17 protein-coding genes are annotated in these 15,012 nt (G+C 64.3%); 14 read left to right on the plus strand and 3 right to left on the minus strand.

Annotated elements, in window-relative coordinates:
- Nucleotides 1–45: 45 nt before the first annotated feature.
- From ABIB78_RS00425 to ABIB78_RS00455, 7 genes are all read left to right on the plus strand, one after another.
- Nucleotides 46–240 carry a twin transmembrane helix small protein gene (locus ABIB78_RS00425; protein WP_429020227.1) on the plus strand — a complete coding sequence of 65 codons (195 nt, stop codon included), beginning with the start codon at nucleotides 46–48 and terminating at the stop codon, nucleotides 238–240.
- Between the two features lie 49 nt (nucleotides 241–289).
- Nucleotides 290–862, plus strand: coding sequence for a cob(I)yrinic acid a,c-diamide adenosyltransferase (locus ABIB78_RS00430; protein WP_429020229.1), 573 nt, complete (start codon nucleotides 290–292; stop codon nucleotides 860–862).
- Between the two features lie 117 nt (nucleotides 863–979).
- Complete coding sequence (locus ABIB78_RS00435) at nucleotides 980–1,729, plus strand: electron transfer flavoprotein subunit beta/FixA family protein (protein ID WP_092123260.1); 750 nt, start codon at nucleotides 980–982, stop codon at nucleotides 1,727–1,729.
- Nucleotides 1,729–2,679: an electron transfer flavoprotein subunit alpha/FixB family protein gene (locus ABIB78_RS00440; RefSeq protein WP_429020231.1), complete on the plus strand. Its 951-nt coding sequence runs from the start codon at nucleotides 1,729–1,731 to the stop codon at nucleotides 2,677–2,679. Before ABIB78_RS00435 ends, ABIB78_RS00440 begins: the two co-directional genes overlap by 1 nt.
- A 248-nt stretch (nucleotides 2,680–2,927) precedes the next feature.
- Nucleotides 2,928–3,809: a 3-hydroxybutyryl-CoA dehydrogenase gene (locus ABIB78_RS00445; protein WP_429020233.1), complete on the plus strand. Its 882-nt coding sequence runs from the start codon at nucleotides 2,928–2,930 to the stop codon at nucleotides 3,807–3,809.
- 87 nt (nucleotides 3,810–3,896) lie between these two features.
- Nucleotides 3,897–4,013 (plus strand): hypothetical protein, encoded by a 117-nt coding sequence (locus ABIB78_RS00450; protein ID WP_429021483.1) that lies wholly within the window; start codon nucleotides 3,897–3,899, stop codon nucleotides 4,011–4,013.
- 17 nt (nucleotides 4,014–4,030) lie between these two features.
- Nucleotides 4,031–4,219 carry a hypothetical protein gene (locus ABIB78_RS00455; RefSeq protein ID WP_429020235.1) on the plus strand — a complete coding sequence of 63 codons (189 nt, stop codon included), beginning with the start codon at nucleotides 4,031–4,033 and terminating at the stop codon, nucleotides 4,217–4,219.
- Here ABIB78_RS00455 and tlpA read toward each other — a convergent pair whose 3' ends face one another.
- Complete coding sequence (tlpA, locus tag ABIB78_RS00460; RefSeq protein ID WP_429020237.1) at nucleotides 4,220–4,900, minus strand: thiol:disulfide interchange protein TlpA; 681 nt, start codon at nucleotides 4,898–4,900, stop codon at nucleotides 4,220–4,222.
- A 128-nt stretch (nucleotides 4,901–5,028) separates the two neighbouring features.
- Between tlpA and argH the strand changes: the two genes are divergently transcribed.
- From argH to lysA, 3 genes are all read left to right on the plus strand, one after another.
- Complete coding sequence (gene argH, locus ABIB78_RS00465; RefSeq protein WP_429020239.1) at nucleotides 5,029–6,426, plus strand: argininosuccinate lyase; 1,398 nt, start codon at nucleotides 5,029–5,031, stop codon at nucleotides 6,424–6,426.
- 92 nt (nucleotides 6,427–6,518) lie between these two features.
- Nucleotides 6,519–6,788, plus strand: a complete 270-nt coding sequence (lptM, locus tag ABIB78_RS00470) for an LPS translocon maturation chaperone LptM (RefSeq protein WP_429020241.1) — start codon at nucleotides 6,519–6,521, stop codon at nucleotides 6,786–6,788.
- 99 nt (nucleotides 6,789–6,887) lie between these two features.
- Nucleotides 6,888–8,153: a diaminopimelate decarboxylase gene (gene lysA / locus ABIB78_RS00475; protein WP_429020243.1), complete on the plus strand. Its 1,266-nt coding sequence runs from the start codon at nucleotides 6,888–6,890 to the stop codon at nucleotides 8,151–8,153.
- Nucleotides 8,154–8,333: 180 nt separating this feature from the next.
- Here lysA and ABIB78_RS00480 read toward each other — a convergent pair whose 3' ends face one another.
- Nucleotides 8,334–9,245 (minus strand): NAD(P)-dependent oxidoreductase, encoded by a 912-nt coding sequence (locus ABIB78_RS00480; protein ID WP_429020245.1) that lies wholly within the window; start codon nucleotides 9,243–9,245, stop codon nucleotides 8,334–8,336.
- Between the two features lie 194 nt (nucleotides 9,246–9,439).
- Nucleotides 9,440–9,823, minus strand: coding sequence for a carboxymuconolactone decarboxylase family protein (locus ABIB78_RS00485; protein ID WP_018268955.1), 384 nt, complete (start codon nucleotides 9,821–9,823; stop codon nucleotides 9,440–9,442).
- 171 nt (nucleotides 9,824–9,994) lie between these two features.
- On the opposite strand from ABIB78_RS00485, the gene ABIB78_RS00490 reads away from it, so the two are divergent.
- The 4 genes from ABIB78_RS00490 (at nucleotide 9,995) to ABIB78_RS00505 (ending at nucleotide 15,002) form a co-directional block, all read left to right on the plus strand.
- A complete protein-coding gene (locus ABIB78_RS00490; protein WP_429020248.1) occupies nucleotides 9,995–12,628 on the plus strand; it encodes a TIGR02302 family protein in 2,634 nt (877 codons plus the stop codon).
- Nucleotides 12,629–12,796: 168 nt separating this feature from the next.
- Nucleotides 12,797–14,113, plus strand: coding sequence for a TadE/TadG family type IV pilus assembly protein (locus ABIB78_RS00495; RefSeq protein ID WP_429020250.1), 1,317 nt, complete (start codon nucleotides 12,797–12,799; stop codon nucleotides 14,111–14,113).
- A gap of 11 nt (nucleotides 14,114–14,124) precedes the next feature.
- Complete coding sequence (locus ABIB78_RS00500; protein WP_429020252.1) at nucleotides 14,125–14,628, plus strand: TadE/TadG family type IV pilus assembly protein; 504 nt, start codon at nucleotides 14,125–14,127, stop codon at nucleotides 14,626–14,628.
- Complete coding sequence (locus tag ABIB78_RS00505) at nucleotides 14,625–15,002, plus strand: TadE/TadG family type IV pilus assembly protein (protein WP_429020253.1); 378 nt, start codon at nucleotides 14,625–14,627, stop codon at nucleotides 15,000–15,002. Before ABIB78_RS00500 ends, ABIB78_RS00505 begins: the two co-directional genes overlap by 4 nt.
- Nucleotides 15,003–15,012: the final 10 nt, after the last annotated feature.

The raw sequence follows: 15,012 nt of genomic DNA on the forward strand, positions 1-15,012 counted from the left end.
CGGAGCTGTGTGGAAGTCCGCTCCGTGCGGTGTTATGTACCGCAGATGACATCTGTCCTCAGCACGATCTTTCTTCCTATCGCCGTCGGCGCCGTCGCGCTGGTGCTCCTGCTCGGCCTCGTCAACATGATGAAGGGTGGTTCGCCGAACACGTCGCAGAAGCTGATGCGGCTGCGCGTGCTGCTGCAGTTCGTCGCCATCGTCATCGCGATGCTCGCGGTCTGGGCGATGGGGCGGTAGAGCATTTCGAGCGAAGCGGGCGATGGACAAACCTTAGGAGATCACGGCCATGGTCGTTCTCAATCGGATCTATACGCGCACCGGCGATGACGGCACCACCGCGCTCGGCTCCGGCGAGCGGCGGCCGAAATACGATCTGCGCATTGCGGCCTACGGCACGGTCGACGAGACCAATGCCGCGATCGGTGCGGTGCGGCTGCACCTTGCGGGTAGCTCCGAGCTCGATGCGATGCTCGGCCGGATCCAGAACGATCTGTTCGATCTCGGCGCCGACCTCGCGGTGCCCGCGCGCGAGGGCAAGGCCGAACGTCTGCGGATGCTGGCGAGCCAGGTCGAGCGGCTCGAGCGCGACATCGACAGCCTCAACGACCAGCTCGCGCCGCTGACCTCGTTCGTGCTGCCCGGCGGGACGCCTGCCTCTGCATATCTGCATCTAGCCCGGACGATATGTCGCCGCGCGGAACGGATGATCGTGGAACTCGCCGCCCGGCCCGACGAGCCGGTCAATGAAGCTGGCATCCAGTATATGAACCGCCTGTCGGATTTCCTGTTCGTTGCCAGCCGCTTCCAGAACAATAAGGGGGCCGGAGACGTATTGTGGGTGCCCGGCCAGAACCGCTAAACTGGTTCAAAACCAGGTGACGGTTTTTTGGCTTTGGCGCGTTGACCGGGGGAAACGGGACCTTTAGGTTCCGCGCCAGCCAACCGAAACCCATAAAATCAAAGCGAAAGAGGATCGATGAAGGTTCTTGTGCCGGTAAAGCGGGTCGTCGACTACAACGTCAAGGTCCGCGTCAAGAGCGACGGATCGGGCGTTGAGCTCGCCAACGTCAAGATGTCGATGAACCCGTTCGACGAAATCGCCGTCGAGGAAGCGCTGCGGCTGAAGGAAGCCGGCAAGGCGACCGAAGTGGTGGTGGTGTCGATCGGACCGGCGCAGGCCTCCGAGACCATTCGCACCGGGCTTGCGATGGGCGCCGACCGCGGCATCCTGGTGAAGGCCGAAGGCAATGTCGAACCGCTCGCGGTTGCCAAGATCTTGAAGGCGGTGGTCGAGGCTGAGCAGCCCGGCCTCGTCATCCTCGGCAAGCAGGCGATCGACGACGATAGCAACCAGACCGGTCAGATGCTGGCCGCACTGCTCGGCTGGTCGCAGGCGACCTTCGCCTCCAAGCTCGAGGTCGAAGGATCGGACTTCAAGGTCACGCGCGAAGTCGACGGCGGCCTGCAGACCATCAAGCTCAAGGGCCCGGCGATCGTCACCACTGACCTGCGTCTCAATGAGCCGCGCTATGCGTCGCTGCCCAACATCATGAAGGCGAAGAAGAAGCCGATCGACGACAAGAGCGCGTCGGATTACGGCGTCGATCTCACGCCGCGTCTGGAAGTGCTGAAGACCGCGGAACCGGCGGGCCGCAAGGCGGGCGTCAAGGTCAAGGACGTCGCCGAACTCGTGAACAAGCTCAAGACCGAAGCCGGGGTTCTCTGATGACGACGCTGTTGATTGCCGAACACGACCACGAGACCCTGAAGGATTCGACCAACAAGGCGCTGACCGCGGCGAGCCAGCTCGGCGGCGACGTACATGTGCTGGTTGCCGGCGGCGGCCAGGGCACCAAGGCGGCGGCGGAAGCAGCCGCCAAGCTGGCCGGCGTCACCAAGGTGCTGGTGGCTGAGGGCCCCGCCTATGAGCACGACCTTGCCGAGCCGCTGGCCGCGCTGATCGTCGCGCTGGCGGGAGGCTATGACGCCTTCGTCGCGCCCGCGACCTCGCGCTTCAAGAACGTGATGCCGCGCGTCGCAGCGCTGCTCGACGTCATGCAGGTTTCCGAGATCATCAAGGTCGTCGCGCCCGACACCTATGAGCGGCCGATCTATGCCGGCAATGCGATCCAGACCGTGAAGTCGAAGGACGCCAAGAAGGTGATCACGGTCCGCACCTCGACCTTCGCCGCAGCCGGCGAAGGCGGCAGCGCCGCGATCGAGAACGCCGCCGCGGCTGCCGATCCGGGCCTGTCCTCGTTCGTCGGCGAGGAAGTCGCCAAGAGCGACCGTCCGGAGCTGACCTCTGCCAAGATCATCGTCTCGGGTGGCCGGGCCATGCAGAGCCGCGAGAATTTCGCAAAATACATCGAGCCGCTCGCCGACAAGCTCGGCGCCGGCGTCGGCGCCTCGCGCGCCGCGGTCGATGCCGGCTATGCGCCGAACGACTGGCAGGTCGGCCAGACCGGCAAGGTGGTGGCCCCGGAACTCTATGTCGCGGTCGGCATCTCCGGCGCAATCCAGCATCTGGCCGGCATGAAGGACTCCAAGGTAATCGTCGCGATCAACAAGGATGAAGACGCGCCGATCTTCCAGGTCGCCGATTACGGCCTGGTCGCCGACCTCTACCAGGCGGTTCCGGAGCTCACCGAAGCGCTCGGCAAGCTGGGAAAGTAGGCGACAAGACACCGGCGGGATGGGGTAAGCTCCAGCCGGTGTTATTATTTTCGAGGCAATGATCCGGAAACGTTTTTCCGAAAGGATCATGCTCGACAGGGGAATTGGGATCCGGGTGTGATTACCTGTAATCACTTCATGGTCCCGGGAAACGTTTTCCGGCGGATTGGGCAACCCGGAAGGCTTCACTTCGGGTATCGTTGGAATTGGGCAGGCGCGATCTGCGCGCCGTTCCGGTGGATGACAAGATGACGGTGGCAATCAAAAAGGTCGGCGTGATCGGTTCGGGCCAGATGGGCAATGGCATTGCCCACGTGGCGGCGCTGGCCGGCTTCGACGTGGTGCTCAATGACATATCCAGCGACCGGCTGAAGTCGGCGCTGGCAACCATCAACGGCAATCTGACCCGCCAGGTCGCCAAGAAGGCGATCAGCGAGAGCGAGCGCAAGCAGGCGCTCGACCGCATCACCTCTGCCGAGACGATCGATGCGCTCGCCGATTGCGATCTCGTGATCGAGACCGCGATCGAGAAGGAAGAGACCAAGCGCAAGATCTTCCATGAGGTTTGTGCGGTGCTGAAGCCGGAAGCGATCGTCGCGACCAACTCGTCGTCGATTTCGATCACCCGGCTCGCGGCATCGACCGATCGTCCGGAGAAATTCATCGGCATTCACTTCATGAATCCGGTGCCGGCGATGGAGCTGGTCGAACTGATCCGCGGCATCGCCACCGACGACATGACCTTCGACACCGCCAAGGCGTTCGTCGCCAAGCTCGGCAAGCAGGTCGCGGTGTCGGAAGATTTTCCCGCCTTCATCGTCAACCGCATTCTGCTGCCGATGATCAACGAGGCGATCTACACGCTGTATGAGGGCGTCGGCAACGTCGAGGCGATCGACGCCGCGATGAAGCTCGGTGCGCATCATCCGATGGGCCCGCTCGAGCTCGCCGATTTCATCGGCCTCGACACCTGCCTGTCGATCATGCAGGTGCTGCACGAGGGGCTGGCCGACTCCAAGTACCGGCCGTGCCCGCTGCTGGTGAAGTACGTCGAGGCCGGCTGGCTCGGACGCAAGAGCCAGCGCGGCTTCTACGACTATCGCGGCGACAGGCCGGTGCCGACGCGGTAAGAAGGATCTGCACTCGTTCACCAAGGCAAATCTGCCACTGCTGAAGCAGGGCAAGGTGAAGAACGTCAGGTTCGATACGCTGGGCGGATCTGCACCTATCTAAAGTGCCAGCCTGGCGATCTCTTGCGCTTCGAAACGATGCGTCAGCCTGACGCGGCCATCCATTGCCCAAGTATTAACTTTCGCGCGTTAGCCCAAACCTAGTTCCGGGAGTACCGCGCATGGACATGATGAGCATGATGACAAGCATCCTGTCGATGCAGCAGGGCAATATGCAGGGCGAGATCGCGACCCGCGTGACCAAGCAGAACCTCGACGCGGAAAAGTTCGCGGTTCAGACCCTGCTCGGTACGCCGTCGACCGCCAATCTCGGTCCTGGCATTGGCGACAATCTCAACGCCGTCGCCTGATCAAAACCCTGCGGCGGCCGGGGCTAGCGCCGCCTTCACCAACTTGATCGCGTCGTCGCTCGCCCATTCGGCGGGACCGGCGATGTTGGCGATTTCGCAGCCCTGGCCGTCGACCAGCACCGAGGTCGGCATGCCCAGCGCCTTGCCTATGTTCTTAAGGTCCTGAAAGACCTTGGCTTTCTGGTCGCTGAAATAGCCGAGATTGGTCAGATTGGCCTCTTTCAGGAAGTTTTTCGGCTTGTCCGGGTCGCGGGTGTCGATGTTGATCGCGACCACCTCGAAATCCTTGCCGCCGAGCTTGGTCTGCAGGCTGTCGAGCGCCGGCATTTCCTTGCGGCAGGGCACGCACCAGGTCGCCCACAGGTTGACCAGCACGGTCTTGCCGCGCCAATCCGATAGTTTCTTCATCTGGCCGTTGGCGTCCTCGAAGGCGAGGTCGGGCACCCTCAAGGGGGTGGTCGCCATGGTCAGCGCCGCGACCTCGCCATGGGCCAGCGGGGCGATCTTCTTCGCCAGAGCGACCGCGCTGTTGCAGGCCACATCGCCGCCTGCGGGATGTTTGAGGCTCGAGACCCCGACATAGCCGATCGCGGCCCCGGCCAGCACGGCGCCGACCACCAACGGGATGCGCCATTTGGCCGTCGGCTTGGCGGTCGGTTCGGATGGGGTCGTCTCGGGCATATCGTTTGTCATCCTGGGTCAGATGTGGCTAAGCAGTGGCTAGGAATACGATCGGAACCGCCATGCTGTTTCGCCGTTCCGGCGATGAAACCACGCGGCCTGAAATACAAATTCGTGAGCGAGAAGTCATGAGCAATAAGATGTGGGGCGGCCGGTTCTCCGAGCGTCCCGACGCGATCATGGAGGAAATCAACGTCTCCATCGACGTCGACCGTCACCTTTATGCCCAGGACATCGCCGCGTCCAAGGCCCACGCGGCCATGCTCGCCGCGCAAGGCATCATCACGTCCGCTGATGCGAAAAATATCGGCAAAGGTCTAGACACGATTTTGTCAGAAATCGGCAAGGGCGATTTCGATTTCAAGCGCGCGCTCGAGGACATCCATATGAATGTCGAGTCGCGGCTGTCCGAATTGATCGGGCCCGCCGCGGGCCGGCTGCACACCGCACGCTCGCGCAACGACCAGGTCGCGACCGATTTCCGGCTCTATGTCCGCGACACCATCGACGAGACCGAGGCCGCGCTGGCCGCGTTCCAGCAGGCGCTGGTCGCCCGCGCGCTGGAGCATGCCGGAACCGTGATGCCGGGCTTCACCCATCTGCAGACCGCGCAGCCGGTGACCTTCGGCCATCACCTCTTGGCCTATGTCGAGATGGCCGGCCGCGACCGCGGCCGCTTTGCCGATGCGCGCAAGCGGCTGAACGAATCGCCGCTGGGGGCGGCGGCGCTCGCCGGCACCTCGTTTCCGATCGACCGCGCCGCGACCGCCAAGGCGCTCGGCTTCAACCGGCCGATGGCCAATTCGCTCGACGCGGTGTCCGACCGCGATTTCGTGCTGGAGACGCTGTCGGCGGCGGCGATCTGCGCGGTGCACATGTCACGCTTCGCCGAGGAGATCGTGATCTGGACCTCGCCGCTGGTCGGTCTCGTCAAGCTGAGCGACAAGTTCACGACCGGCTCGTCGATCATGCCGCAGAAGCGCAACCCGGATGCGGCCGAACTCGTGCGCGCCAAGACCGGCCGCGTGATCGGCGCGCTCACCGCGCTCCTGATCGTGATGAAGGGCCTGCCGCTCGCCTATCAAAAGGATATGCAGGAGGACAAGCAGGGCGCCATGGAGGCGTTCGAGGCGCTGTCGCTCGCGATCCGCGCCATGACCGGCATGGTCGAAGACCTGGTGCCGGACGAAGCGAAGATGAAGGCCGCCGCCGGCGAGGGTTACGCCACCGCGACCGACCTGGCCGACTGGCTGGTGCGCGCGCTGAAAATGCCGTTCCGCGACGCCCACCACGTTACCGGCCGCATCGTCGGCCTGGCCTCGAAGCAGGGCGTGGCGCTGCACGAGCTGCCGCTTGCGGCCATGCAGGAGGTCGAGCCGAAGATCACGGCGGACGCGCTGAGAGTGCTCAGCGTCGAATCCTCGGTGAAGAGCCGGACCTCGTTTGGCGGCACAGCCCCCAGAAACGTGATGGCGCAGGCCAAAGCCTGGGCCAAGCGGCTGGAAAAAGAGCGAAAATTGGGCTGAACCGGAAAATTTGGCCGTGATTTCATGGCGCTCCACCTCTCGCCAGAGCACGCCAATGTTTGTATGGTGCCGCCCGCATTGGGGAATTCGTCGTGATTAGCAAGAACCGCCTGACCCCCTCGGGATGGGCCATCATTGTGCTGAGCGCATCGGCGCTTGTGCTCGGCGGCTGTGGCCGCAAGGGACCGCTCGACCTGCCGCCGACCGCGAACGCCGCGCCAGGCGCGGCGCCGACCGACACCGAGGCCGAGCGGGCGGCACAGCCCAGCGTGTTCAATCCGACCTACGGCTCGGATGCCGCGCCGGCCGCGCCGCGAGGCAATAAACGGCCCTTCATCCTCGATCCGTTGCTCGGCAATTAATAACCGGAGCATGATCCGGAAAAGTGGAAGCCGGTTTTCCCTCGCGACAAACGCGGACCGCGTTTGCGCGGAGGTCATGCTCAAACAATCTAGCGTGTCATGAACCATTTCGACTATCGCAACGGCGTGCTGCACGCCGAGGCGGTCAATCTCATCGAGCTGGCGGAGGCCGTCGGCACGCCGTTCTATTGCTATTCGACGGCGACGCTGGAGCGCCATTACCGCGTCTTCACCGAGGCCTTTGCCGGCGAGAAGGCCCTGGTTTGCTACGCCATGAAGGCGAACTCCAACCAGTCGGTGCTGCGCACGCTGGCCAAGCTCGGCGCCGGCGCCGACGTGGTGTCCGGCGGTGAGTTGAAGCGGGCGCTGGCGGCCGGCATTCCGCCGTCAAAGATCGTGTTCTCCGGCGTCGGCAAGACCGAGTCCGAGCTGCGTGCCGCGCTTGCCACCGACATCCTCTGCATCAATATCGAGTCTGAGCCAGAGCTCGAGCTGCTGTCGCGGCTTGCGGTCGAGATGAAGACAACCGCGCGCATCTCGGTGCGGGTCAATCCCGACGTCGATGCCGGCACCCACGCCAAGATCTCGACCGGCAAGTCGGAGAACAAGTTCGGCATCCCGATCGCGCGCGCCCGCGAGGTCTATGCCCGCGCCGCAAAGCTGCCCGGCATCAAGGTCACCGGCACCGATGTGCATATCGGCAGCCAGATCACCGATCTCGGTCCGCTGGAGGTCGCCTTCCGCCTGCTCGCCGAATTCGTGCAGACGCTGCGCGCCGACGGCCACACCATCTCGCATATCGACTTCGGCGGCGGCCTCGGCATTCCCTATTACATGGACCGGGCCGCGCCGCCGGCGCCCGATGCCTATGCCGCGATGGTCAAGCGCGTCACGCACAATCTCGGCTGCACGCTGATGTTCGAGCCGGGCCGCATGATCGTCGGCAATGCCGGCATCCTCGTCACCCGCGTGATCCATATGAAGCCGGGCGATGCCAAGAACTTCGTCATCATCGACGCCGCGATGAACGACCTGATTCGGCCGACGCTGTATGAAGCGCATCACGACATCTTAGCCGTGCGACAGCCTGCGCCCGGCACGCCGACCATGGTCGCCGACCTGGTCGGCCCGGTCTGCGAGACCGGCGACTACCTCGCGCTCGACCGCTCGCTGCCGCAGCCGAAGGCCGGCGACCTGCTGGCTGTCATGACCGCCGGCGCCTATGGCGCGGTGCAGTCCGGCACCTACAACACGCGGCCCTTGGTGCCGGAGGTGCTGGTCAAGGACGACCAGTACGCCGTGGTCCGCCCGCGCATCGACGTCGACGCCCTGATCGCAATGGACAAGCCCGCGCCCTGGCTGTGAGGCACCGATAGTCCCTCATGCTCGGTGTCTTCCTGGCGAAGGCCAGGACCCATAACCACCGCTTTGGATTGTCATGCCGAGCTGGGGCCGCAACTCAGCCAAACCACAAACGCCTGTGACTATGGGTCCCGGGTCGCGCTTCGCTTGCCCGGGACGACAGCGTTTATTTGTCAACAGCGATTACTTCGCGGCGTGCGCGCCGCCTTTACCTCCGCCGACGATCACGCCCGCGGCCTTCTCGATCGGCTTGATCGCCGCGGTGAAATCCGACTCCGGCCCCTCGTCGCGGATGATGACTTCCCAGAGCCGGCCGACCGCTTCGGCGACTTCCATCGACAGGCCGAGCGAGCGCATTTCCTCGACGGCGAGCCGGACGTCCTTCACCATCAGGCCGGTGGCGAAGCCGAAGTCGAAGCTGCGCGGCAAGACCGAGCGCGGAAACTTGTCGCGGCTCGCGGTGTTCAGCCCCGAGCCCGCATTGATGACATCGATCATCACGGCCGGATCGAGCCCGGACTTCACGCCCATTACCACCGCCTCCGAGGTCGCGACCATCGCGGTCGCCGACAGGAAGTTGTTGGCGAGCTTCATGGTCTGGCCGGAGCCCGGTTTGGTGCCGATGAAGAACACCTTGCCGATCACGTCGAGCGCGGATTTCACCAGCTCGAAATCGGCGCGCGGTCCCGACACCATCACCGCGAGCGTACCCTTCTCGGCGCCGGAGACGCCGCCGGAGACCGGGCTGTCGATCTGCACGATGTTCTTCCTGGCCAGGAGATCGTGGATCTTCACCGCCATCTGCGAGCCGACGGTCGACAGATCGATGAAGCGCCTGACGCGGTTGCCCTCGATCACGCCGCCTGCGCCGGTCGCGACCTCGAGCGAGGCCTGCAACGAGGGCAGGCTTGCCATCACGGTCTCGACGCGGTCGGCGATGTCCTTGGGCGATGTTGCGGCCGCAGCGCCGCGCGCAACGAACTGGTCGACGACGTCCTTGCGGGTGTCGAACACGGTGAGCTTGTGGCCGGCCTCGATCAGCCGGCGCGCCATCGGGAAGCCCATCTTCCCAAGGCCGATGAATCCGATTTCCATGGTGTTTCCTCTACGTCGTTATGTGCGGAGCCTGCCCTGTACTCGATGTCGTCCCTGCGAAAGCAGGGACCCATAATCCCGGGACTGCGTTGTTTAGTTCAGCTGGGGCCACGGTCGTCGTAGCGACAACGAGCGGTGGTAGTGGTCCCGGCTCGCGCTTCGCCTGGCCGGGACGACAATGAGTGGAGTCTTGCTCACGCCTTGTTGTCGAGTTCGGCGAACACTTCGCGCGCGATGCGGAAGCTGTCGACGCCGGCCGGGATGCCGGCATAGATCGAGACCTGCATGAAGATCTCGCGGATCTCGTCGCGGGACACGCCGTTGGTCAGGGCGCCCTTGATGTGCGCCTTCAGTTCGTGTGGCCGGTTCAGGATCGAGATCATGGCGAGGTTGAGCATGCTGCGGGTCTTGCGCGGCAATTCCTCGCGGCCCCAGACCGCGCCCCAGCAATATTCGGTGACGAGTTCCTGGAACGGCTTGTTGAAGCTGTCCGAGTTCTTCAGCGCATTGTTGACATAGGCCTCGCCGAGCACCGCCTTGCGGATCTCGAGCCCCTTGTCGTGCGTTTTTTGGTCCATATCGTTTCCTCATGCGTTAAGGCGTTGGTTCGGCCGGGACGTTAGGGGGTCGAAGTGCCGCAGTCACGCCTTCGTGTTATGCGTATTTCCCGGTGTGGGTTACGCCCCGGAACGGGTGCCTCAAAGCCGCCGCCGTGCTAGGCTGACCTGCCGGCTACCCCGGAGATGTTATTGAGCGGAGCCAACATCGACCCGTCTGACAACCCGTCACGCGCCGTCCCCGACCGCGATGCGATCGCACGACTGAAGCTGACGCAACAGAAGCTGACAGAGGCTCTGCAGCGGGCAAAATTTGCGATTGCATGGGAACGGGCCTGGCCGCATCTGGCGCGGTTCCTGACGGTCGCGGGTCTGTTCCTGGTCGCGTCCTGGGCCGGGCTGTGGCTGGTGCTGCCGTTTGCCGCACGCGTGGCCGGTGCCGGCCTGTTCGGCATTGCCGCGCTCGGGGCGCTGTCGCCGCTGGTGCGCTTCCGCTGGCCGAGCCGCGAGGAGGGCCTGAGCCGGCTCGACCGCGGCGCCGGCATCCGCCATCGCCCGGCGACCACGCTGTCCGACACGCTCACCAACAAGGACCCGTTCGCGTTGGCGCTGTGGCAGGCGCAGCGTGAGCGCACGCTGGCCTCGATCAAGCGCATCCGCGCCGGCCTGCCGCGGCCGCGCGTCTCGCTGCACGACCCCTGGGCGCTGCGCGCGCTGGTCATCGTGATGCTGGTCGCGACCTATGTCGCGGCCGGCGACGAGCGCGGTCTGCGGGTCGCCTCCGCGTTCGACTGGAACGGCATCATGGCGCCGGCCAATGTCCGGGTTGACGCCTGGGTGACGCCGCCGAGCTACACCGGCAAGCCGCCGATCATCCTGTCGAACGCCAACAAGGACGCTGCCGCGGCCGACACTACCCCGCTCGCGGTTCCGGCCGGCAGCACGCTTTTGGTGCGCTCCAGCGGGGGCACCATCGATGTCGTGGCCGGTGGCGGCGTCACTGAGGTCGCGCCGGACGGGCAGGCGCCGAAGGGCACCAACGAGCGGCATTTCAAGATCACCGGCGACGGCACCGCGCATGTCCGCGCGCCCGCCGGCCAGCCGCAGTGGAAATTCACCGCGACACCGGACCGGCCGCCGTCGATCGCGCTGGCCAAGGATCCGGAGCGGCAGGCGCGCGGCGCGCTGCAGATGTCCTATCGGCTCGAGGACGATTACGGCGTGACCGAAGCGCGCGCGCAATTCGCGGCGCGGCCGGGCGATGCGCCCAAGGATGCGCCCAAGGCCAAGGATGCCGACGGCAAGGGGGCGCAGCCGCGTCCGCTGTTCGAGCCGCCGCAATTCGCGCTGGTGCTGCCGAATGCGCGCACCCGCAACGGCGTTGGTCAGACCGTGAAGGACCTCAGCGAAGATCCTTATGCCGGCGCCGATGTGACGCTGACGCTGTCGGCCAAGGATGAGGCGGGCAATGAGGGCAAAAGCGAGCCGTTCAACATGCGGCTGCCGGAGCGCCTGTTCACCAAGCCGTTGGCGCGCGCGCTGATCGAGCAGCGCCGGATCCTGGCGCTCGACGCCAACCAGAACGGCCAGGTGTTCGCCGCGCTCGAGGCGCTGATGATCGCGCCTGAAATGTTCATGCCGGAAACCGGCTATTATCTCGGCCTCCACACCGTGAGCCGCCAGCTCGAGGCAGCGCGCACCGACGATCAGCTGCGTGAGGTCGTCGCCAGCCTGTGGGCGCTCGCCGTCACCATCGAGGACGGCAACATCAGTGATGTCGACAAGGCGCTGCGCGCGGCACAGGACGCGCTCAAGCAGGCGCTCGACCGCGGGGCGACCGACGAGGAGATCAAGAAGCTCACCGACAATCTGCGCGCGGCGCTGGACAATTTCCTGCGCCAGCTCGCCGAGCAGTACCGCAACAATCCGCAGCAGCTGGCGCGGCCGCTCGATCCCAATGCCAAGGTGCTGAGCCAGCAGGATCTCAAGAACATGCTCGATCGCATGGAGCGGCTGTCGCGCTCCGGCGACAAGGATGCGGCGAGGCAGTTGCTGGAACAGATGCAGCAGATGCTGGAAAACCTGCAGATGGCGCAGCCCAATCAGGGCGACGACGACATGCAGCAGTCGCTCAACGAGCTCGGCGACATGATCCGCAAGCAGCAGCAGTTGCGCGACAAGACCTTCAAGCAGGGCCAGGATTCCCGCCGTGACCGCATGCGCGGCAAGCAGGGCGACCAGTCGATGGGCGATCTGCAGCAGGATCAGCAGTCGCTGCGCGACCGCCTGAAGAAGCTGCAGGAGGAGCTCGCCAAGCGCGGTATGGGGCCGGATCAGCGCGGCCAGAAGGGCCAAGGGCAGCAAGGTCAGAAGGGCAATCAGGGCCAGCAGGGCGAGCAAGGCGACGACCAGGGCGACGATGGCGACGGGCTCGACCAGGCCGATTCCGCGATGGGCGATGCCTCCGGGCGGCTCGGCGAGGGCAATGCCGACGGCGCGGTGGATTCGCAGGGCCGCGCCCTGGATGCGCTGCGCAAGGGCGCGCAGAGCCTCGCCGATGCGATGCAGCAGGGCGACGGCGACCAGCCGGGCGATAGCCCCGGCAACCGCGCCGGCCGCCAGCAGAGCGGCGGCAACCAGACCGATCCGCTCGGCCGTCCGCTGCATGGCCGGGAATTCGGCGACGACTACACGGTGAAGGTCCCCGGCGAGATCGACGTCCAGCGCGTCCGCCGCATCCTCGAAGAACTGCGCCGCCGCCTCGCCGATCCGTCACGGCCGCAGATCGAGCTCGATTACATCGAGCGGCTGCTGAAGGATTATTGAGCTCGGCCGCCATGCCGGCTCGCATTGCGACCGGGTGCGGTCAAGTCCGAAACGTGCTCCCAATCGGTCCGCACAATTTCTCTAAAATTCTTGGGTTCCCATTGGCGCGCATTTAAGTCGCCTGAGTCACTCTGTTTCGGAAAATTGGCAAGCGTCTCAGGAGAGCACATGGGGCACTGCAGCCGTTTATTCATTGCATCGTCATGCCGGCCATTGCGTAATATTCGCCGGTACCAACAGAGGACCAACCCGTTTCGACGATTCGTTCGAGACCAGTCGGGCAGCTATGTCATTATTTCAGCGCTGCTGATGCCGGTGCTGGTGGGCACGGCAGGGCTCGGCACCGAAGTGGGCTGGTGGTTCTACAAGCACAAGAATATGCAGAGCGCGGCCGATTCCGGCGCGGTCAGTGCCGCAACCGCGGCCAGTGCAGGCGCCGACCTGTTGTCCGAAGCCAATGCGGTGACGGCAAACTACGGTTACGCGAACGCCGTGAACAACGTCACGGTGACGGTGAATCGGCCGCCGAAGGCAGGCAATTTCACGTCCAACCTGCAGGCGATCGAGGTCGTCGTGACGCAGCCGCAACCGCGGCTGATGTCGGCTCTATTCGGCTCGAATCCCGTCATGGTCACCGCGCGCGCGGTCGCCCTGCCGAATTCCGGGACAGGTTGCGTCCTTGCGCTCGATGCGAGCGCCAGCCCCGCCGTCAATGTGAGCGGGAGCAACCAGCTCAACCTGATCAAGTGCAACCTCTATAGCAACTCGAGCGCGAGCCCATCGCTCAACGTTGCCGGCAGCGCGACCGTCACCGCGAACCAGGTCGGAGCAGTCGGCGACGTCTCCGGCACGAGCAACATCACGGCAACCAACGGCATCAAGACGCACATACAGCCGATCGCCGACCCGTATGCGACCGTCTCTCCCCCAGCGGAGCCGAGTTGCACGAACGGCAAGATCACGGTCAACGCCAACGGAAAGACAAACTCGCTCAGTCCCGGCTGCTACAAGGGCAACATCACGGTCAATGCCGGCGCAACCCTGAGCCTTGACCCCGGCATCTATTATCTTGACGGCTCAAATCTGAGCGTCGCCGGCAACGCCACGATCACGGGCAGCGGCGTGACCCTGGTTTTTACAGGATCGGGAAGCAACTGGGGTACCGCTTCAATCGGCAGCAACGCGACCATCGATCTGACGGCGCCGACCTCCGGCTCCACGAAAGGCATCGTCATGTATGGCGACCGTAATATGCCGACCGGGACCACCTTTAATCTCACGGGTGGCGGCACCCAGAACTTCGGCGGCGCCATTTACCTGCCAAAGGTCAACCTGAGCTTCAGCGGCGGAAACGGCACGAGTACATCCTGCACCAAGATCATCGCAGATACCTTGACGTTCACCGGTACGTCGAACCTTCAGGTCAATTGTTCGGCGCTCGGCACCGCGACCATTGGCTCGCAAACTGCGCAACTCATCGAATGAGGTCGGCTCCGATGCAAATCCAGAGATCCTCACCCAACAGTCATGGCCGCTTGCGTTGTTCTCTAATGCGGCACGTGCGCGCGACCGTTCACGACAGACGTGGCGTCGCGGCCATCGAATTCGGCATCATGATCCCGCTGCTGTCCCTGATGGTGGTCTCGGTCACCGACATTGGGCTCGCACTCTTTCGCAAGATGCAGGTCGAAAATGCCGCACAGGCGGGAGCGCAATACGCAATCGTGCGCGGCTTCGATGCGGCTGGCGTTACCAGCGCGGTAACAGCCGCCACGAATTCCACAGCCATCACCGCTTCGCCCAAGCCGTACCAGTTTTGCGGATGCCCAACGAGTACGGGAATTAGCACCGTCAGTTGCGGTGCGGTTTGCCCCAGCGGCGCGCAGGCCGGGACATATGCAATGGTCTCGGCGCAGGGGACCTACTACACGCTCATCAACTACCAGATTGTGGCGACCTCATACACGTATAACGCCCAGTCCACTGCGAGGCTGCAGTGAAGCTCACAGCATTCCGCCGAGACAGTCGAGGGGCCTCTGCGCTGGAATTTGCCCTGACCGCCCCCATGTTCTTCCTGTTCATATTCGGGATCATCGAGTTCGGACTGCTGTTTTGGACTCAGCTCGGGCTTCAGCACGGCACGGAAATGGCGGCGCGTTGCGCAACCGTCAACGGCACGCTCTGCCCAGACAGCAACGCCATTACGACCTACGCCGCGCAGCAGGCGTTCGGCCTCACGCTCCCGACGCAGACATTCACCCATTCCACGTCGGCATGTGGCAACCAGGTCAGCGCGAGCTACGCATTCCAGTTTGCGCAATTTCTCAATGTGTCGCCGATCGTGCTGACTGCCCAGGCGTGTTTTCCGAGCTGAGCTCGGCGTT

Origin of the sequence: Bradyrhizobium sp. I1.14.4 (assembly GCF_050435825.1) — a bacterium.
GTDB lineage: Bacteria > Pseudomonadota > Alphaproteobacteria > Rhizobiales > Xanthobacteraceae > Bradyrhizobium.

Coding starts and splice junctions, on each gene's coding strand:
- ABIB78_RS00425 (WP_429020227.1), top strand. CDS start 46: ATGACATCTGTCCTCAGCACGATCTTTCTTCCTATCGCCGTCGGCGCC.
- ABIB78_RS00430 (WP_429020229.1), top strand. CDS start 290: ATGGTCGTTCTCAATCGGATCTATACGCGCACCGGCGATGACGGCACC.
- ABIB78_RS00435 (WP_092123260.1), top strand. CDS start 980: ATGAAGGTTCTTGTGCCGGTAAAGCGGGTCGTCGACTACAACGTCAAG.
- ABIB78_RS00440 (WP_429020231.1), top strand. CDS start 1,729: ATGACGACGCTGTTGATTGCCGAACACGACCACGAGACCCTGAAGGAT.
- ABIB78_RS00445 (WP_429020233.1), top strand. CDS start 2,928: ATGACGGTGGCAATCAAAAAGGTCGGCGTGATCGGTTCGGGCCAGATG.
- ABIB78_RS00455 (WP_429020235.1), top strand. CDS start 4,031: ATGGACATGATGAGCATGATGACAAGCATCCTGTCGATGCAGCAGGGC.
- tlpA (WP_429020237.1), bottom strand. CDS start 4,900: ATGCCCGAGACGACCCCATCCGAACCGACCGCCAAGCCGACGGCCAAA.
- argH (WP_429020239.1), top strand. CDS start 5,029: ATGAGCAATAAGATGTGGGGCGGCCGGTTCTCCGAGCGTCCCGACGCG.
- lysA (WP_429020243.1), top strand. CDS start 6,888: ATGAACCATTTCGACTATCGCAACGGCGTGCTGCACGCCGAGGCGGTC.
- ABIB78_RS00480 (WP_429020245.1), bottom strand. CDS start 9,245: ATGGAAATCGGATTCATCGGCCTTGGGAAGATGGGCTTCCCGATGGCG.
- ABIB78_RS00485 (WP_018268955.1), bottom strand. CDS start 9,823: ATGGACCAAAAAACGCACGACAAGGGGCTCGAGATCCGCAAGGCGGTG.
- ABIB78_RS00495 (WP_429020250.1), top strand. CDS start 12,797: ATGGGGCACTGCAGCCGTTTATTCATTGCATCGTCATGCCGGCCATTG.
- ABIB78_RS00500 (WP_429020252.1), top strand. CDS start 14,125: ATGCAAATCCAGAGATCCTCACCCAACAGTCATGGCCGCTTGCGTTGT.